The sequence below is a fragment of the Pseudozobellia sp. WGM2 genome, assembly GCF_017810075.1.
Lineage (GTDB): Bacteria > Bacteroidota > Bacteroidia > Flavobacteriales > Flavobacteriaceae > JADNYK01.
Map to the genome: position 1 here is coordinate 696,634 of NZ_JADNYK010000002.1, position 16,864 is coordinate 713,497.

Here is a 16,864-nt window from a genome sequence, read left to right on the forward strand (position 1 = left end):
TATAGTGCAATAGGTGGTATAAGAACTGCTATGGAAAAAATACCCGAGTTTGGGAGCAAGCTTCGAAAGAACATTGTAGCGATACCGGAAGTAATTAACAGCTGTTCGGGCATTCGGGTTTTTGGTCAACTGCTGAAATCTTTTCTATTCAGTACCGACGTGGCCATTATTCGAAATACGAATGCGAATGCTATCATCGCCGTATATCCTTTTACTCCGCAGCCTGCAATCTCCCAAGCCTTGATTTTAGCTGCCGATAAACCTATTTTTTGTGGGGTTGGAGGCGGTATAACCACTGGCGACCGTTCCGTAGAGCTCGCAAGCCATGCTGAATTTCAAGGGGCGCTCGGGGTAGTCTTGAACAAGCCCGCTCCCAACGATCTGATAAAACGCCTAAAAGACAAAATAGATATTCCGGTTACCGTGACCGTGGTCTCCGAAAAGGATGACTTCAAGGGTCGATTGAATGCCGGAGTTGATATTTTTAATGTCTCTGGAGCGGTTAACACCGCCGATATAGTGAAGCGAATTCGAGATATCAATGACCAAGTGGCGATTATAGCCACTGGGGGCAAAACCGATGAAACCATTCGGCAGGCTATTCTTTCAGGGGCGAATGCCATATCGTACACGCCACCTTCTACCGGCGACCTTTTTAAAACGACTATGGAGAAGTATCGTAATGAATAAATATGTTCTAATTGGTTACAATTACTATGTTACCACTTTGTGTAGCTCTGTATTCAAGCAGGTTATAATATCGGCTGCCGTCGTCTGGTCTATCTTTTTGTTGACCGGTAAAAAGATAGTATTCATAGTCTTCGCACGAACAGGTCACTATTTGTCCGTCTAACTCCATCGTAGAACATTCATTGGGTATGTGGTTGGGGCAACTGGCCTCAAAGGCACGATACTGGTCAAAATTTGATTTGATTACAAAAATTCCCTTGATGCCAACCCCCGGATTCGGAACATAAACTGCATTGCCCAAATTCGTTAATGGACTATAGAGGGGTAGGTTGAGGTTCATGTCAAATCGAAAACCGATTTCCTGTAAAAACGGATTGCGTTCTCCCCGATCATTATCGCACGAGAGCAAACCAACTAAAAGCAGAACACACAAAAATCGGGGCATATCACTAATTCAATTTCAATATATTACAACAAAATTGAACAAAAATTATGTATATTTGCGTTAAATCCTCTCTAAAAAAGCCGACCTAATCTCGGTGTAAGTAGAGGATTTTTCTTATTTATTACTTTTATGGGTTCTGCCATTTGAGCGGCCATGAAGTCGAGATTAATTTCAAGAGCGCGTAGGTTACTTTACGGTACAAATGGTTTTGAGAATCATCATTTGTTTTCTCGCTCTGCGATTTACTGTACGTTTTTAGTGAATCTTTAATTATTTCGAATTCTACGGATAGCGTAATTGGCGAGAACTTTATGTATAAAATGAAATTATTATGAGCAATATATCTTACTATACTGCAGAGGGCTTGAAAAATTTGAGAGACGAGCTAAATCAATTAAAAGATGTAGAAAGGCCTAAGGCTTCTCAGGCTATTGCAGAAGCACGGGATAAAGGTGACCTTTCTGAAAATGCGGAATACGATGCGGCCAAAGAAGCCCAAGGTCTTTTAGAAATGAAAATTTCTAAAATGGAAGCTACCTTGGCTAACGCCCGTTTAATCGATGAATCGCAATTAGATACTTCTAAAGTATTGATTCTTTCTACCGTAAAATTGAAGAATCAAACCAACGGTATGGAAATGAAATATACCTTGGTAGCCGAAAGTGAGGCCAATTTAAAAGCGGGTAAAATTTCCGTAAGCTCACCTATCGGAAAAGGGCTTTTAGGCAAAAAGGTAGGCGACACTGCTGAAATCAATGTGCCTAATGGTACTATGAAATTCGATATTCTTGAAATTACGAGAAATTAGTAAACACTAGATTACAAAACCTTATGGCATCTATATTCACGAAAATCATAGAAGGTGAAATACCTTGTTACAAAATAGCTGAAGACGATAACTATTTTGCATTCTTGGATATTAACCCGAATGCTAAAGGGCATACCTTATGTGTGCCCAAAAAAGAGGTGGACAAAATTATGGATCTAGATGAGGAAACCTATGCAGGGCTTATGGCTTTCTCGAGAAAAGTCGGTTTGGCCATCGAAGCCGCAATTGACTGCAAACGTGTAGGTATGACCGTTATTGGTCTTGAAGTGCCACATGTGCACGTACATTTGATTCCACTCAATGATATGCAAGATGCTACTTTTCAAAAGAAGGCTTCTCTAAGTAAAGATGAGTTTGAAGCTACTGCCGAGGCTATTCGTGCAAGACTTTAGTTGATTATAAAATCAAAAAACCTGTTGTTGAAGAAGTAGGTAGATGCCACCGCCTACAATTACAATCAATACCAAAATCAGAACCCAAAATAAAGACGTGAGACTTAGCGCGCTAGGTTTGGGTTCTACCATCTTCTGGTAATATTCGAACGTTCTTTCAATATCGTCCGTCCAGCTAACGGGGTAGATAGTACTTCCACATTTGTTGCAGACTAGTTGATGTGTGATAATGTTGGTGGTTCTATGTGCAAGTTTAGTGTAAGAGTGTTTTTGATAAAAAGATAGCTTAAGGTCTTGATTAAAACATTCCGGACAGTTGTTCGTGAGGTCTGCTTCTTTTATTGCTACTAATTTTTCCTTCGCCATTTTAATAGTTTTATGCTGCTTGAGCTTCCATTACGCGCAAAGTAATCTGCATAATCGTACCTTCTTTGTTAGATGTAAGTACTTTTATTTTTCCTTTATGATATTCTTCTACGATACGCTTGACCAACGAAAGACCCAAGCCCCAACCTCTTTTTTTAGAAGTAACGCCAGGGTTAAAAATGGTCTGAAAATCACTTTTAGCAATACCGTGCCCCGTATCGGAAACTTGAATATGTACGTGCTTTCCATCGGAAAAGATTTTAACTCCGATATTACCCTTCCCTTTCATGGCATCGATACCATTTTTGACCAAATTTTCGATGGTCCAGTGATATAACGAAGGGTTCAAAAGCACTGATGCCTGTTCTATTTGACTGCTGAACGAAAAATGGATCAGGTCAGAACTTCTTAGCTTAAGGTATTCATACGCTTCTTTGGTCTGTTCTACAATGTCTAAAGCATCTAGCTTCGGAAGCGAGCCAATTTTAGAGAACCGTTCTGTAATGGTTTCCAAACGTGAGATATCTTTCTGTATCTCTTTGGTTATTTCTGGGTTGATGTCTTCCGTTTTTAAAAGCTCGTTCCAACCTAAAAGAGACGAAAGAGGTGTTCCGATTTGATGTGCGGTTTCTTTTGCCATGCCCGCCCAGAGTTTATTTTGTTCTGAAGCCTTGTTGGTCTTAAAGAAAAAGAAAATTACGGCCGCAAAAAGAAATATAATAAGAAGCAGGGCTACGGGGTAATATTTTAACTTGTTCAATACCTCAGAATTTCCATAGTAAAGCGTTGCTAAATGTTCCCCTTGTTGGTCAATTGATATTGGGGTGTTTTCACTTCTGAATTTTTTGATTCGCCTTTGAATAAATAGGGTGTCGGTAATCTTTTCGGCAGACATATTATTGGTCTTTATCGAGCCGTCTTTGTTTACCAAAATCATCGGGGTAGAGGTGTTGTTCTGAAATACTTTGAGATGAAGGTTGCCCAAATCGGCATCTTCCGATGATTGCTGAAATTCCGATTGAGCAGTTGCCCAAATCTCCATTTTTAGGCGCTCTTCTTCCTTGAACTTCTTAAAAAAACTATTGGTGTTCCAAAGAATTAAGCTGACAATAACAAAAGATGATAGTAATAATATCAAATTGCTAGTCTTCTTTTGAGGATTAAAGTTCATTGAGCGAATTGTCTTTTAAGGCCCTTTTGAACATGGTAGGTGCTTCTTCAACAAGGTTCTCGTCAAATATAACGCAAATGCTGGCAAATTGGTATGTGGTGGTACCCGCTCCTTTCACGAAACGGTACTAAAATATGTATCTTTAGGCTTATGGATAAAGAAATGATTTCAGTGCTTCCCGAAACGGTTTCTACGGGTGAATTGCACGGTTATTTATTAGGTGCTATTGGGCCAAGGCCTATTGCGTTCGCTAGCACAGTCGATGAAAAGGGAAGGCCGAATTTGGCTCCTTTTAGTTTTTTCAATGTGTTTGGTAGCAATCCCCCTATCTTAATTTTTTCACCGGCAAGAAGGGTGAGAAACAACTCCACCAAGCATACGTTGCAAAATGTACTCTTGACGATGGAAGTAGTGATCAATATCGTTAATTATGATATGGTACAACAGATGTCACTGTCGAGTACCGAATATGGTAAAGGCGAAAATGAGTTTAAAAAGGCAGGGCTAACCATGGTAAAATCAGATTTGGTAAAGCCGTATCGTGTAGGGGAATCTCCCGTGCAATTTGAATGTAAAGTAACCAAGGTCGAGGCTTTGGGCAAAGATGGTGGGGCAGGTAACCTTATTTTTTCAGAGGTAGTAAAGATTCATATAGACAGAAATATTCTTGATGAAAACGGAAATATCGATCAGCTAAAGATTGATCAAGTTGCCCGAATGGGTGGCAATTGGTACAGCAGGGCCAATAAAGGGTTGTTTGAAGTGCCAAAACCCTTGTCTAAACTGGGCGTGGGTATAGACAGTATGCCAGGTCATATTAGGGCGAGCAAGGTTTTGACCGGTAACGATTTGGGTCTTTTAGGTAACGTAGAGCGAATTCCCGATACAAGTGAAGTAAATGATTTTGTGGCTTCCAATATGGAAGTTCGAACATTGATCAGTGGTGGAGAGCGAGAACCACTTGAACGTCGGGCGCAAGAGTATTTGCAACAAAATGATGTGCTTTCCGCTTGGAAAGTTCTATTGGCGCAATGAAAATTTTACGGTGCAAAACCTGTTTATGATCAATGATAACTTATCTGATTTTTGTTAGGTGGATCGTGCTTTAAATTTTACTTTTAAACCGTAATATAGTTTCAGTTAACATATAATTCATAGTCATGGAAGTACAAGGTAAAATTAAGCTAGTAGGAGAAACACAGACCTTCGGAAATAACGGTTTTAGAAAACGTGAAGTGGTAGTTACCACAGAAGAACAATACCCGCAACATATAATGATAGAGTTTGTTCAAGACAAGACAGATTTGTTGAACAATTATAAGGTAGGGCAAGATGTGAAGATCAGCATCAACCTTCGCGGAAGGGAATGGACTAACCCTCAGGGTGAAGTAAAATACTTTAACTCGATTCAAGGTTGGCGTATAGAAAGCCTTCAACAAGAGCCAAGTGGCGGTCAAATGCCTCCGGTGCCACCAGCGGAAGCCTTCGCTCCGGCTGATGACTTGAATGAAGAAGATCACGACGATCTACCTTTTTAAAAAAAAACATTCTAAAGGGAATAAAAACCTGCAGGCCATTAAGCTTGCAGGTTTTTTTATAAGCACCATAAATGTATTTTTAAGGCAAATAACAACCCATGTTTTTCGTTACCGATAAGCTTGAATTTCCTCCTGTAAATCTTGCTAATGATGAAGGCTTATTGGCCGTCGGTGGAGACCTTTCACCTGCTAGATTAGCACTTTCTTACCGCAATGGAATTTTTCCGTGGTTCAATGAGGGTTCCTTGATTCTATGGTGGAGTCCCAACCCTCGAATGGTTTTGATACCTAGTGAGGTTCGAATTTCGAAGAGTATGCGAAAAGTGATTAAAAACGAGAATTTCCGGTTGACCAAAAATACCTGTTTCGATAAGGTTATTGAAAAGTGTTCCCATATCAAAAGAAAAGGGCAAGAAGGTACTTGGATAACTAGTGAGATGCAAAAGGCTTACATCGCTTTACATGAGAACGGGCTTGCCCAATCATATGAGGTATGGCAAAATGGGCTCTTGGTAGGTGGACTTTATGGAATTGACCTAGGCCATGTTTTTTGTGGCGAGAGCATGTTCAGTACGGTAAGCAATGCCTCTAAATTCGCTTTTATCAAAATGGCTCAAGAAATGGAGCGAAAGCAATACCGCTTAATTGATTGTCAATTGTATACCGACCACCTGGCAAGTTTGGGTGCTAAGGAAATGCCTAGGCAAGAGTTTATTGAAATACTACATAGAAAAGACCAGGCCGGCCAATAAGAACAATACATTCTCTGTTTTCTGACCGTAATTTTCAAACCGATATTCGATACCTGTTTGAAGTTTGGTCTCAGGGTTCAATAACCACCCAATTTGAGAGGTGAAACGTTGGTCAAATTCAGGTTTACTCGCTTTGGCCAGGCTCAATAATGCCTCGGTTGAAGCCACAAAATAGGCCTCACCTACATCTAATTGTTCGCCATTTAAGGGGGTGTCGAATGCCAAGCGATACCTAAGACGGTGTATAGTGATAGATGGCCTTATGCGCTGTTCGAGTCTTATTCGATTACCTATACGGGCATTTCCGTCACGCTTAGTGAAGTTGTATTGTTGCGTGAGTCTTAATTCATTTTCCTCGTCACTTTCAAAAGCTTCTCTAAATCGGTATTTGATACCGAATGCAATACTTTGATCAAAACCAATTTCAAGCTTTGAGAAATGGGCTATTTCTAATTGGCGAACACTAAGTGCTACATCTTCATCATAAATATAACTTCGATTGGCAATTTCAAAATTATGGGTGTAGTTGGTAGCAACGTCGTAATTTAAAGAAATTGCCGGTTCTATATAGAAGGTGAAATTATCTTGACCATGGGTTGCGCATGCCAATAAGAAGAAAAGAATTACAACGCATTTCTTAATAAAGTACATGGTCATAATTAGGGGGTAACGATTTTCTTAGGTTTACAAAATTGCCTTGCGAGTCAAATAATATTTCAAATTGCTCATAGCCATTCTTCTTTTTGCCCGAAACGATAAATTCATAATTTATATTGGGCAGCATTAGATTCTGAAAGGCATTTCTTATCGTAGTCTCAATATCATCTTCACCTACCGGATATTGCTGTTGCATGCGCCTAATACGATATTTGCTGAATTGTGCGTCGAGATATTTTGAGATTTGGGCGTAGGAGTCATTTGGTATATCTACTTCTTTGATTAAAATTTCAATATCCTCTAGAGTTCCGTCTTCATCGAATTCTACACTATACCGAAGCCGGTCTTTTTTGAATTTGGCCTCATAGCTAATCTTAGTGCTGTCGGTCTCTTTGTAGAATCGTAAGCGTCTAGTGTCTTCGATTTTATCTGAAATGTAATCTAGGGCCGCTTTTGGAAATTGCGATTTCTTGATTCTATACTCTCTTTCGTATTTATTCTGGCCCAGAATCACTTGACCATAAAAAAGAAAAAGAATGCATGGTAAAACGGTGAGGTATCTTTTTTTTAAACTCATAATATATTCATTTCAAACTTCGTTGTATCTAAAACAGGTCGTTTCGTGGTCATTGACCATTCCGGTAGCTTGCATAAAGGCATAAACAATAGTACTGCCCACAAACTTAAAGCCTTTCTTTTTTAAATCTTTGCTTATAGCATCTGAAATAACCGTAGTCGCAGGTGCCTCTTTATAATTTACCACCTCATTTTTAATAGGTTTATGGTCAACGAAAGACCATATGTAACTACTAAAGCTACCATAATCATCTTGAATTTTCATGAAGGCTTGGGCGTTGCTGACTGCAGAATTAATCTTTAATCTGTTTCTTATAATTCCGGCATTTTGTAAGAGCCTATCTTTCTTGGCCTGGTCGTATGCCGCAATTTTTTGATAATCGAATTGATCAAAGGCTTCCCGAAAGCTTTCCCTTTTTCTTAAAATGGTTATCCAGCTTAAGCCCGCTTGAAAAGATTCCAACAATAAAAACTCGAACAAGGTCGAATCGTCTTTCACTGGTAGGCCCCATTCTTCATCATGATAGGCTTCGTAGAGTTCATCGCCAATGCACCAACCACATCTGTGTTTATCCATCTTAATGATTTTAAAACTAAAGATATAGTAATCGAAAAAGATACAATAAGCCAAATAGGTAAATTAGAGTTTAAATTGAAAATTTGCTTGAGCAACTGATATATTTTTTGATGGTACAAAACGTTATTTTATGCGGATGTAAGTTTTCTGGAGAAAACCCTACCAATAACACTTCATATTAGAGAGGAACAATCCTGAAAATACAAATAAACTATACCAAAGAATGTCCGTATCAATAACAAATAAATCGACTTCAGAATTAATTCAAGAAGCTTTATCGCAAGCCATCTCTTATAGCGACTACAGGGTGATGGTAAATCAATTGGCATTGGAGGGTAAAGCCACTGGGCCTGAGCAAACCGAGGCATTGGCAAATTATACCATGTTGAACGATAGGCGGATGAAGCGTTTCGATAAAACGGTAAAGCTTGATGACACAGTTATTGAACAGCTTCAGGAGTTAGACAAGAATGTAACCTTTTTGGTGCTTACCGAAAGTTGGTGTGGTGATGCGGCGCCCTCGTTACCGGTAATGAATAAAATAGCAGAGCTTAATTCGAAAATAGATTTTAAAGTAGTTCTTCGTGATGAGAACCTAGGTTTAATGAACCGTTTTTTGACCAATGGGGGAATGTCGATACCTAAATTGATAATCTTTGATTCCAAAATTAAAGAGGTACTTTCAGATTGGGGACCACGCCCGAAGCCAGCTGCAAAATTGGTTTCAGACCATAAGGCCGAACACGGCACCATTTTACCTGAACTCAAAGAGGAGCTTCAGCAATGGTATAATAAAGATAAGGGGCAAACAATTTTGAAAGAACTCTTAGCGAGCCTTCCCCTGAAATAAATAGGTGATAGTACCTTTTTGTGAGGCTCTAGATGCAGAGCTGAACTTAGATTTGTAGGCATACGCAATGGCATTTTCAACTAAACATCCGTTGGAAGTGCCTGAACTTTTAGAATTATAATCGGCATCGATTACGTTACCGGCAGAATTCACCTCGATATTAATGACCACTTTACCACCTTCGATACAGGTATATATCGGTGGGGGCAGCTTATAACCGTTGCGCTGTATCAATGAGAACGATACAGATGTACGGCGTTTGGCCAAGTTGTTCGTGAATTCTTGCTTATGGGCCTCTTTTTCACCAAGTTTCTGTTTGGCCTCTTCACGTTTTTTTCTTAATTCTTTGACCCGTTCGGCATAGTCTGAATCGGAGGGCTCGCTATCTTCAGCGTTTTCGGCGGCTTCCCGTTCGGCCAATATTTCCTGCAAGGTTTTTAAGGGTTCAGGGCTGCCCTGGCTGGCCTCGGCGGTTTCATTGTAGGCCATATGACTTTTGACCGGGTCGATGTCTTCCATTTCTTCCTCAGGCTCTTCTTCCTCTAGAAGCTCTTCTATCAGTTCTTCGTCAAGAACCATCTCTACCACATACTCGTCTTCTTCTTGTTGACCCCCCAACTGAATGTTGTATAGGCACAATACCACTATGGCCATTGAGAACATGGTGATTAAAAGAGATAACTGCTTGCGGTTGAGGTTCATATTAATCTATAACCCTAAATTTTTAAAATTATTTTAATTTTTCGTTGAACGGAAATTCTTGGTTAAGACTTTTTTCCATCTTCGGAAGGCCCCAGCAGATTTTCTGCAAAAACATTGGGGTCTAGGGCTTTATTTACGTTGTAATCTCCTATTTTGGTTCTTCGTAGTTCAGACAAATGTGCCCCTGCCTGTAACTTTAGCCCCAAATCATGTGCTAAACTTCGAATATAAGTGCCTTTGCTACACTCGATACGAAATTTAACTTCAGGAAAGTTTATTTCAGTGATTTCGAAGGCCGAAACATGAACAGTACGGGTCTTAATTTCGACTTCCAAGCCTTTTCTGGCATATTCGTATAGTCTTTTGCCGTCTTTTTTAATAGCCGAAAAAACCGGGGGCCGTTGTTCTATCGCTCCAAGAAAACTTTGGGCCGCTTCTTGGATCATTTCTTCCGAAATATGTTCAATCGGGTAGGTTTGGTCAATTTCGGTCTCTAAGTCGTAAGATGGCGTAGTTGAACCCAGAGTTATTGTGCCGGTGTATTCTTTGGCCTGACTCTGAAGTTCGGGAATTGTTTTGGTGAACTTACCCGTACAGATAAGTAGAAGACCTGTAGCCAGCGGATCTAAAGTTCCGGCATGGCCAATTTTTATCTTCTTTAGACTGAATTTTTTGCGAATGGCCCATTTCAATTTGTTTACCGCTTGAAAAGATGACCAGCCCAAAGGTTTGTCAATGAGTAATAGTTGTCCGTTAAGAAATTCTTCTTTGGTACGGTTGTCCATTCCGTTTTACAAATTTTATGTGGTTCGAGACCTTATCCTAAGAAGCCGAAGGCGATAGCAATAATACCTACGATGAGGCAGTATATGGCAAAATAAGAAAGTTTACTCTTCTTGACCAATCGAATCATCCAGGTGCAAGCGGCTAGACCGGCTATGAATGCAGCAATAAAACCAGCACCCATGGCAACACCGTTGTCACCGTTGAAGGCGAGTTCGCCACTCATCAGGTCTTTAGCTATTTTTCCGAAAATTAAGGGCACTACCATAAGAAAAGAAAATCGGGCAGCTTTTGTTTTGTCCACTCCCAAAAGAACCGAAGTCGATATTGTCGCCCCACTTCTCGAAATACCCGGCAGCATAGCTACTGCCTGAGCCACGCCGATAACGAATGCATTGCCGATACTTACTTTTCTTTCGGTGTCTTCGGCCTTATCGGCCAGATAAAGCAGCACAGCGGTAATCAATAACATGAACCCTACGAACCGAATATTTCCGCCAAAAAAGGCTTCCAATTGTTCTTCGAAGAACAGGCCAATGATGACGGCAGGTATCATCGAAATGATGATTTTTAAAGAAAATTGTGTTTCTTCGTTCCATTTGAAACTGAAGAGTCCGCTAATAATTTCCCAGACATCCTTTCGAAAGACGACCAAGGTACTTAAGGCGGTTGCAAAGTGAAGTATTACGGTAAAAAGCAGGCTTTCTTCTGGTACTGAATTATCACCAAGAATGGCCTTGCCTAGTTCTAAATGTCCGCTTGATGATACAGGTAAAAATTCGGTCAATCCTTGAATGATACCGAGAATGATGGCGTCTAAAGTATCCAAAAGTTATTTTTTATTCTTGTGCGGATTCAACAATATGGCATAGATTTCAATACCAAGACCAATCAAGACCAAGGTAGGCGCCAAACGAATTCTGCGAAAACTGTAGATATCTTCGTTGAACACATTGGGGTCGTCACTACCTCCACCACTCATCAAAATAAAACCCAATACGATAAAGGCAAGGCCTATGAACATAAAGGTGTAATTTTTCTTCTGGAAGATGAATTCTTGCTTTGGCTGGCTCGTCGATTTTTGGTGTTTTTTGCCCATGCTGCAAATTTAGCGAAAAAGTTATTTGTTATCGGTCTTATTGGTAACAGTTAACATGTTTGCGACCGTAACACAACATAAATTGCTTGTCAATAGTATAACTCATCGGTTCGCAAATTTAAAAAACGTTGGGTGGCAAAGAAAGTGCAGATTAACGAAATGAGAACGCCCAGCAAGAAAATCGCCCCGAAAAGCATACCCAATATTTCCACCTCTTTGAAAAGTTCAAGCTCAGGAAAGTTCTTGTCTAAATAGAAGAGAACTATCCCTAGCACAGCTGCCGCAATAAATGCGCCCAGCATGCCCAGTTTAATGTTCGTCCATAAAAAAGGACGGCGGATAAAGCCTTTGGTCGCCCCGACCATTTGCATGGTCTTGATAATAAATCGTTTCGAATAAATCGATAAACGGATCGAACTGTTGATCAATAAAAAGGCGATAAAAGTAAAAATACCGCTCGCGACGAGTATCCAAAAACTGATTCTCTTTACGTTTTCGCTAAGCAGGCCCACTAAGGGTTTGTCATAGCTTACTTCTTCTACATAGGTCTTAGCGGAAAGATTTTCTGCGATTTCTGCGATTTGTTCAGGGGTTACGAAATCAGCCTTTAATTGAACATCAATTGAGTTTTTTAAAGGATTATAGCCCAAGAAGTCTTGAAAATCTTCGCCGATCTCTTCGCTGTGTTGTTTGGCCGCTTCTTCTTTAGAAACATAGATGGCCGCTTTCGTATGCTCGGTCTGTAGCAATGTTTTTTGCAGTTGATCGACTTCTGATTCTTTGGCCTCGTCTTTCAAGAAAACAGAAATGGTAATCTGTTCTTTAAAATGGTCGGCCATCTTTTTGGTATTCAACACCAAAAGCCCCAAAATGCCCAATAAAAACAGAACAAGACCGATACTTAACGCAACCGAGAAGTAAGACGATATTAATTTCTGTTTTTGATACTGTTCAAAAGATTTTCCCATAAGTGTCTATACGACCGTAAATTTAGGAAAGTAAATCGAATAAACTTATTTTTGCGCGACATAGAAAAAACGGACAACCGATGCAGTACGATTTCAATAGCATAGAGAAAAAATGGCAAGAATACTGGGCCAAGAACCAAACGTTCAAGGCGCAGAACAATTCTGAAAAGGAGAAGTTCTATGTGTTGGACATGTTTCCTTACCCCTCGGGGGCAGGTTTGCATGTGGGGCATCCGCTCGGTTATATCGCCAGTGATATCTATGCACGTTACAAAAGACATAAAGGTTTTAACGTGTTACACCCTCAAGGGTATGATTCTTTCGGTTTGCCGGCGGAGCAGTATGCCATTCAAACAGGACAGCATCCGGCGGTTACGACCGAGAAAAACATAACAACCTACCGTAGGCAGTTAGACCAACTCGGTTTTTCTTTTGATTGGAGTCGCGAGGTACGCACCTCCAACCCCAAATACTATAAGTGGACACAGTGGATTTTCATTCAATTGTTCAATTCTTGGTACAATAAAGATTCCGATAAAGCGGAAGCGATCACCGATTTGGTTTCCGTTTTTGAGAAGGAAGGGAATAGCAGTATACATGCGGTTTGTGATGATGACGTATCTAACTTTTCGGCCGCGGAATGGAACGCCTTCTCAGAGAAAGAAAAGCAAGAAACCCTACTCAAATATAGATTGACCTATTTAGCAGAAAGTGAGGTCAACTGGTGCCCTGCTTTAGGAACCGTACTGGCCAATGATGAAATCGTAAACGGCGTTTCTGAGCGTGGCGGTCATCCTGTGGTACGAAAAAAAATGACCCAATGGAGCATGCGTATAACCGCTTATGCCCAGCGTTTGCTTGATGGACTTCAAAAAGTGGATTGGCCACAACCTTTAAAAGATTCGCAGACCAATTGGATCGGTCGTAGTGTTGGGGCGTCGGTCAGTTTTAAAGTGAAAGGATCGGATAAAGAAATCTCTGTTTTTACCACTAGGCCCGATACCATTTTTGGTGTTAGTTTTATGACCTTGGCACCCGAACACGACTTGGTGCAACAGATAACTACAGCCGAACAAAAAGAGGCAGTAGAGACTTATATTGAAGCTACGGCAAAACGTTCGGAACGTGAACGAATGGCCGATGTTAAAACGATATCCGGTGCTTTTACCGGGGCCTATGCCGAGCATCCTTTTACGAAAGAGTCTATACCTATTTGGATCGGCGATTATGTTTTGGCAGGCTATGGAACAGGAGCCGTGATGTCGGTGCCTTGCGGGGATCAACGTGATTATGATTTTGCCAAGCACTTCGGTATCGATATTCCCAATATTTTTAAGGATGTCGATATTTCTGAGGAAGCCTTTGCGGACAAGGAAAATACCGTCATTGCCAATTCTGATTTTCTCAACGACCTACCCTATAAGGAAGCCACCAAAAAAGCGATTGCTGAACTGGAAAAATTGGGTCAGGGAGAAGGAAAGATAAATTACCGACTTCGTGATGCCGTTTTTAGTCGTCAGCGCTATTGGGGCGAACCTTTTCCGGTGTATTATGATGCCGATGGTCTGCCACATATGATCGAAGAGCAATATTTGCCCATTACCTTGCCGGAAGTGGATAAATACCTGCCTACAGAAACCGGTGAACCGCCTTTGGGCAACGCCACCGAATGGGCTTGGGATACGGCTGCCAATAAAGTGGTAAGCAACGGTAAAATCGATAACGAAACGGTATTTTCGTTAGATTTAAATACGATGCCCGGTTGGGCGGGTAGTTCGCAGTACTTCAATCGCTATATGGATCCCCATAACGATGAGGAAATCTTCTCGCAAGAGGCCATTAACTATTGGCAAGATGTAGACTTGTACATTGGTGGTAGCGAGCACGCCACCGGCCATTTATTGTACAGCCGTTTTTGGCAAAAGTTTATGTTCGATAAAGGTCTAGTGCCCAAAGATGAGTTTGCTAAAAAACTCATCAACCAAGGGATGATTACAGGGACGAGTGCTTTTGCTAAGAGAGTTGGTTACCAAATAGTGGTTTTAGCAGATTATTTAGATAGTTTGTCGAATGAAGAAAAGGAAAATGTAAAGCTGATAAATGATAAATATTCTATTATAAAGGATAGATACCTTTCTGAGGGGATTGTGAAAAAAATGCGCGTTTCTTATAGGAAAGTTGATAATAAGGAGCAGGAGGAACATAATAAATTGGTTGAAAAAATAGATAAATTCCTTATAGAACCTATAGGTCGCGATATCGAGAAAATGGGCCTGAGTGGCAAGGTAGTAATAGATAACGGTCTAAGGTCTTATTTTAGGACTCACGTACTTGTGGATTTAGTAAACGCTTCTGATGAGTTGGATGTAGAAGGATTCAAGAAGTGGCGCCCTGAATATGCTGAAGCTGTTTTTATTGGGGAGGATGGTGAGATTATCGAAGAAGGAAACGGTAAATTTATCGTCGGCCGTGAAATCGAAAAAATGTCTAAATCCAAGTTCAATGTTGTGAATCCTGATGCGATTTGTGAAGAGTATGGAGCAGACAGTTTGCGGTTGTATGAAATGTTTTTAGGGCCTTTGGAGCAATCAAAACCTTGGAATACCGCTGGTATCACGGGAGTACATAGTTTCTTGAAGAAATTATGGCGTTTGTATCATTCAGGAGCAGACGGTGCTTTTGAGGTAAGCGAAGCCGAGCCTTCAAAAGATTCTTGGAAAACGTTGCACAAGACCATCAAAAAGGTCGAAGAAGATATCGAGAACTTTAGCTTTAATACTACGGTTTCCACATTTATGATCTGTGTAAACGAATTGAGCGGCCAGAAATGTATCAGTAAGGCTGTTCTAGAACCGTTGGCTATTTTGGTAAGTCCGTACGCGCCGCATATTGCGGAGGAGTTATGGCAAAAGTTGGGCCATGAAGAATCGATTTCCGAGGCGCCCTTTCCAAAGTTCGAAGAAAAATATTTGGTCGAGAGCAGTAAAGAGTATCCAATTTCCTTTAACGGAAAAATGCGCTTTAAGCTTGAACTTCCTTTAGATATGTCGAAAGAAGAAATTGAATCTACGGTAATGGCTCATGAAAAGACCCAGAGTCAATTGCAAGGTAGAACTCCTAAAAAAGTAATCGTGGTACCCGGCAAAATCGTGAATATTGTAGGCTAGGTATTTTTTATTCGATGTGAACTTCAGAAAATACATGTAAATAAATTGATACCCCTCTATTTTGAGGGGTGTTCTGTTATAAAAATATATTTTTTCATCTGAAGACCTCTAATTTTTAACGAGTTTGTTTTTGTGTCATTGTTTTTTGTCGGAATTTAGAGGCAAATTTTAAATCCACTACCTTATGAATATTGGTATTCCAAAAGAAATCAAGAACAATGAGAGCAGAGTTGGTATGACCCCAGCTGGGGTTTATGAACTGACCAAAAATGGCCATACCGTTTATATTCAGTCTACCGCAGGTGAGGGCAGTGGGTTTTTTGACAAAGACTATAAAAAAGCCGGAGGCATTATTTTAGATACCATCGGCCAAGTTTATGGTATCAGCGAAATGATCGTAAAAGTGAAAGAGCCGATAGCGCAAGAGTATGAAATGGTTCAAAAAGGGCAAGTGGTTTTCACCTACTTTCATTTTGCCTCTAGTGAGGCCCTAACCAAAGCGATGATCAAAAGTGGAGCTACCTGTATTGCTTACGAAACGGTAGAAGACCATGAGGGCACTTTGCCCTTATTGACCCCAATGTCAGAAGTTGCAGGCCGTATGGCGATACAGCAAGGTGCGAAATATCTAGAAAAACCGGTCAAAGGTCGAGGTGTGCTTTTGGGGGGAGTTCCCGGGGTCGCTCCCGGTAAGGTCTTGGTGCTTGGCGCGGGTGTTGTAGGTATTCAAGCTGCTAAAATGGCAGCAGGTTTGGGTGCGCATGTAACCATCCTCGATATCAACATGAAGCGTTTGCGTTATGTAAACGATGTGATGCCGCCCCATGTGGTAACCGAGTTCTCGAACGAGTTTAACATCCGAAAGCATATAAAGACCCATGATTTGATTATTGGAGGTGTTCTTTTAAAAGGGGCCAAGGCCCCGAACTTGATTACTAGAGATATGTTGAAAGAAATGCGGCCCGGTACGGTCATCGTCGATGTTGCCGTAGACCAAGGAGGCTGTGTTGAAACGACTAGACCTACTACACATGAAGACCCTATTTATATTATTGATGATGTGGTTCACTATACCGTAGCCAATATGCCAGGGGCGGTGCCCTACACTTCGACTATGGCATTGACCAATGTTACCTTGCCATACGTTTTAAAATTGGCCAATTTAGGCTGGAAAAAGGCATGTGAAGCAGATGCCTCGTTGCAAAAGGGATTGAACATCAGTAATGGAAAGGTGATTTATAAAGAAATTGCCGAAACCTTTGATTGGGCCGAATCGGCCGTTTAGAAAAGTACATTTTGTCA

20 protein-coding genes are annotated in these 16,864 nt (G+C 40.7%); 9 read left to right on the top strand and 11 right to left on the bottom strand.

Features of this window, described 5'->3' with window-relative positions; genetic code table 11:
- Positions 1 to 30: 30 nt before the first annotated feature.
- The gene (locus IV512_RS06555) at positions 31 to 690 is read left to right on the top strand and encodes a hydrolase (RefSeq protein ID WP_209401754.1); all 660 of its coding nucleotides are present in this window, start codon (positions 31 to 33) and stop codon (positions 688 to 690) included.
- A gap of 7 nt (positions 691 to 697) precedes the next feature.
- Here the strand turns inward: IV512_RS06555 and IV512_RS06560 are convergent, their stop codons facing one another.
- Positions 698 to 1,135: a hypothetical protein gene (locus tag IV512_RS06560; RefSeq protein WP_209401756.1), complete on the bottom strand. Its 438-nt coding sequence runs from the start codon at positions 1,133 to 1,135 to the stop codon at positions 698 to 700.
- Positions 1,136 to 1,466: 331 nt separating this feature from the next.
- Between IV512_RS06560 and greA the strand changes: the two genes are divergently transcribed.
- Together greA and IV512_RS06570 are read left to right on the top strand one after the other, a co-directional pair.
- The gene (greA, locus tag IV512_RS06565) at positions 1,467 to 1,943 is read left to right on the top strand and encodes a transcription elongation factor GreA (protein ID WP_100870021.1); all 477 of its coding nucleotides are present in this window, start codon (positions 1,467 to 1,469) and stop codon (positions 1,941 to 1,943) included.
- Between the two features lie 23 nt (positions 1,944 to 1,966).
- A complete protein-coding gene (locus IV512_RS06570) occupies positions 1,967 to 2,356 on the top strand; it encodes an HIT family protein (protein ID WP_209401758.1) in 390 nt (129 codons plus the stop codon).
- Positions 2,357 to 2,368: 12 nt separating this feature from the next.
- Here the strand turns inward: IV512_RS06570 and IV512_RS06575 are convergent, their stop codons facing one another.
- Both IV512_RS06575 and IV512_RS06580 read right to left on the bottom strand, forming a co-directional pair.
- Entirely contained in the window at positions 2,369 to 2,722 is a 354-nt protein-coding gene (locus IV512_RS06575; protein ID WP_209401760.1) for a hypothetical protein, read from the bottom strand.
- Positions 2,723 to 2,732: 10 nt separating this feature from the next.
- Positions 2,733 to 3,893 (bottom strand): PAS domain-containing sensor histidine kinase, encoded by a 1,161-nt coding sequence (locus IV512_RS06580; RefSeq protein ID WP_209401761.1) that lies wholly within the window; start codon positions 3,891 to 3,893, stop codon positions 2,733 to 2,735.
- 150 nt (positions 3,894 to 4,043) lie between these two features.
- On the opposite strand from IV512_RS06580, the gene IV512_RS06585 reads away from it, so the two are divergent.
- The 3 genes from IV512_RS06585 to aat all read left to right on the top strand — a co-directional run bounded on the left by IV512_RS06585 (position 4,044) and on the right by aat (position 6,183).
- Positions 4,044 to 4,928: a flavin reductase family protein gene (locus IV512_RS06585; RefSeq protein ID WP_371743265.1), complete on the top strand. Its 885-nt coding sequence runs from the start codon at positions 4,044 to 4,046 to the stop codon at positions 4,926 to 4,928.
- 125 nt (positions 4,929 to 5,053) lie between these two features.
- Positions 5,054 to 5,431, top strand: coding sequence for a DUF3127 domain-containing protein (locus IV512_RS06590; RefSeq protein ID WP_209401763.1), 378 nt, complete (start codon positions 5,054 to 5,056; stop codon positions 5,429 to 5,431).
- A 98-nt stretch (positions 5,432 to 5,529) separates the two neighbouring features.
- Positions 5,530 to 6,183 carry a leucyl/phenylalanyl-tRNA--protein transferase gene (gene aat, locus IV512_RS06595; RefSeq protein WP_209401765.1) on the top strand — a complete coding sequence of 218 codons (654 nt, stop codon included), beginning with the start codon at positions 5,530 to 5,532 and terminating at the stop codon, positions 6,181 to 6,183.
- On the opposite strand, the gene IV512_RS06600 is transcribed toward aat, so the two are convergent.
- The 3 genes from IV512_RS06600 to IV512_RS06610 are packed head-to-tail and all read right to left on the bottom strand — an operon-like array spanning position 6,154 to position 7,993.
- Positions 6,154 to 6,834 carry a DUF2490 domain-containing protein gene (locus IV512_RS06600; RefSeq protein WP_245224687.1) on the bottom strand — a complete coding sequence of 227 codons (681 nt, stop codon included), beginning with the start codon at positions 6,832 to 6,834 and terminating at the stop codon, positions 6,154 to 6,156. The genes aat and IV512_RS06600 overlap by 30 nt on opposite strands.
- On the bottom strand, positions 6,821 to 7,417 hold the full coding sequence (locus IV512_RS06605) for a hypothetical protein (protein WP_245224688.1): 597 nt from the start codon (positions 7,415 to 7,417) through the stop codon (positions 6,821 to 6,823). The genes IV512_RS06600 and IV512_RS06605 overlap by 14 nt, the downstream gene beginning before the upstream one ends.
- Before the next feature lie 12 nt (positions 7,418 to 7,429).
- The gene (locus IV512_RS06610; RefSeq protein ID WP_209401769.1) at positions 7,430 to 7,993 is read right to left on the bottom strand and encodes a DNA-3-methyladenine glycosylase I; all 564 of its coding nucleotides are present in this window, start codon (positions 7,991 to 7,993) and stop codon (positions 7,430 to 7,432) included.
- Between the two features lie 223 nt (positions 7,994 to 8,216).
- On the opposite strand from IV512_RS06610, the gene IV512_RS06615 reads away from it, so the two are divergent.
- On the top strand, positions 8,217 to 8,843 hold the full coding sequence (locus tag IV512_RS06615; protein ID WP_209401771.1) for a thioredoxin family protein: 627 nt from the start codon (positions 8,217 to 8,219) through the stop codon (positions 8,841 to 8,843).
- On the opposite strand, the gene IV512_RS06620 is transcribed toward IV512_RS06615, so the two are convergent.
- From IV512_RS06620 to IV512_RS06640, 5 genes are all read right to left on the bottom strand, one after another.
- The gene (locus tag IV512_RS06620; protein ID WP_209401772.1) at positions 8,820 to 9,545 is read right to left on the bottom strand and encodes a hypothetical protein; all 726 of its coding nucleotides are present in this window, start codon (positions 9,543 to 9,545) and stop codon (positions 8,820 to 8,822) included. The genes IV512_RS06615 and IV512_RS06620 overlap by 24 nt on opposite strands.
- 62 nt (positions 9,546 to 9,607) lie before the next feature.
- Entirely contained in the window at positions 9,608 to 10,330 is a 723-nt protein-coding gene (truB, locus tag IV512_RS06625; RefSeq protein WP_209401774.1) for a tRNA pseudouridine(55) synthase TruB, read from the bottom strand.
- A 32-nt stretch (positions 10,331 to 10,362) separates the two neighbouring features.
- Complete coding sequence (locus IV512_RS06630) at positions 10,363 to 11,157, bottom strand: undecaprenyl-diphosphate phosphatase (protein ID WP_209401775.1); 795 nt, start codon at positions 11,155 to 11,157, stop codon at positions 10,363 to 10,365.
- 3 nt (positions 11,158 to 11,160) lie between these two features.
- Entirely contained in the window at positions 11,161 to 11,427 is a 267-nt protein-coding gene (locus IV512_RS06635) for a DUF3098 domain-containing protein (protein ID WP_100870010.1), read from the bottom strand.
- A gap of 89 nt (positions 11,428 to 11,516) precedes the next feature.
- Positions 11,517 to 12,395 carry an ABC transporter permease gene (locus IV512_RS06640; RefSeq protein ID WP_209401776.1) on the bottom strand — a complete coding sequence of 293 codons (879 nt, stop codon included), beginning with the start codon at positions 12,393 to 12,395 and terminating at the stop codon, positions 11,517 to 11,519.
- An 80-nt stretch (positions 12,396 to 12,475) separates the two neighbouring features.
- Between IV512_RS06640 and IV512_RS06645 the strand changes: the two genes are divergently transcribed.
- Both IV512_RS06645 and ald read left to right on the top strand, forming a co-directional pair.
- On the top strand, positions 12,476 to 15,562 hold the full coding sequence (locus tag IV512_RS06645) for a leucine--tRNA ligase (protein WP_209401777.1): 3,087 nt from the start codon (positions 12,476 to 12,478) through the stop codon (positions 15,560 to 15,562).
- Positions 15,563 to 15,746: 184 nt separating this feature from the next.
- On the top strand, positions 15,747 to 16,847 hold the full coding sequence (gene ald / locus IV512_RS06650) for an alanine dehydrogenase (protein WP_209401778.1): 1,101 nt from the start codon (positions 15,747 to 15,749) through the stop codon (positions 16,845 to 16,847).
- The last annotated feature ends 17 nt before the right edge of the window (positions 16,848 to 16,864 follow it).

Excerpts from the sequence above, each read along its gene's own strand:
- IV512_RS06555 (WP_209401754.1), top strand. The coding sequence starts at position 31 with ATGGAAAAAATACCCGAGTTTGGGAGCAAGCTTCGAAAGAACATTGTA.
- IV512_RS06560 (WP_209401756.1), bottom strand. The coding sequence starts at position 1,135 with ATGCCCCGATTTTTGTGTGTTCTGCTTTTAGTTGGTTTGCTCTCGTGC.
- greA (WP_100870021.1), top strand. The coding sequence starts at position 1,467 with ATGAGCAATATATCTTACTATACTGCAGAGGGCTTGAAAAATTTGAGA.
- IV512_RS06570 (WP_209401758.1), top strand. The coding sequence starts at position 1,967 with ATGGCATCTATATTCACGAAAATCATAGAAGGTGAAATACCTTGTTAC.
- IV512_RS06575 (WP_209401760.1), bottom strand. The coding sequence starts at position 2,722 with ATGGCGAAGGAAAAATTAGTAGCAATAAAAGAAGCAGACCTCACGAAC.
- IV512_RS06580 (WP_209401761.1), bottom strand. The coding sequence starts at position 3,893 with ATGAACTTTAATCCTCAAAAGAAGACTAGCAATTTGATATTATTACTA.
- IV512_RS06585 (WP_371743265.1), top strand. The coding sequence starts at position 4,044 with ATGGATAAAGAAATGATTTCAGTGCTTCCCGAAACGGTTTCTACGGGT.
- IV512_RS06590 (WP_209401763.1), top strand. The coding sequence starts at position 5,054 with ATGGAAGTACAAGGTAAAATTAAGCTAGTAGGAGAAACACAGACCTTC.
- aat (WP_209401765.1), top strand. The coding sequence starts at position 5,530 with ATGTTTTTCGTTACCGATAAGCTTGAATTTCCTCCTGTAAATCTTGCT.
- IV512_RS06600 (WP_245224687.1), bottom strand. The coding sequence starts at position 6,834 with ATGTACTTTATTAAGAAATGCGTTGTAATTCTTTTCTTCTTATTGGCA.
- IV512_RS06605 (WP_245224688.1), bottom strand. The coding sequence starts at position 7,417 with ATGAGTTTAAAAAAAAGATACCTCACCGTTTTACCATGCATTCTTTTT.
- IV512_RS06610 (WP_209401769.1), bottom strand. The coding sequence starts at position 7,993 with ATGGATAAACACAGATGTGGTTGGTGCATTGGCGATGAACTCTACGAA.
- IV512_RS06615 (WP_209401771.1), top strand. The coding sequence starts at position 8,217 with ATGTCCGTATCAATAACAAATAAATCGACTTCAGAATTAATTCAAGAA.
- IV512_RS06620 (WP_209401772.1), bottom strand. The coding sequence starts at position 9,545 with ATGAACCTCAACCGCAAGCAGTTATCTCTTTTAATCACCATGTTCTCA.
- truB (WP_209401774.1), bottom strand. The coding sequence starts at position 10,330 with ATGGACAACCGTACCAAAGAAGAATTTCTTAACGGACAACTATTACTC.
- IV512_RS06635 (WP_100870010.1), bottom strand. The coding sequence starts at position 11,427 with ATGGGCAAAAAACACCAAAAATCGACGAGCCAGCCAAAGCAAGAATTC.
- IV512_RS06640 (WP_209401776.1), bottom strand. The coding sequence starts at position 12,395 with ATGGGAAAATCTTTTGAACAGTATCAAAAACAGAAATTAATATCGTCT.
- IV512_RS06645 (WP_209401777.1), top strand. The coding sequence starts at position 12,476 with ATGCAGTACGATTTCAATAGCATAGAGAAAAAATGGCAAGAATACTGG.
- ald (WP_209401778.1), top strand. The coding sequence starts at position 15,747 with ATGAATATTGGTATTCCAAAAGAAATCAAGAACAATGAGAGCAGAGTT.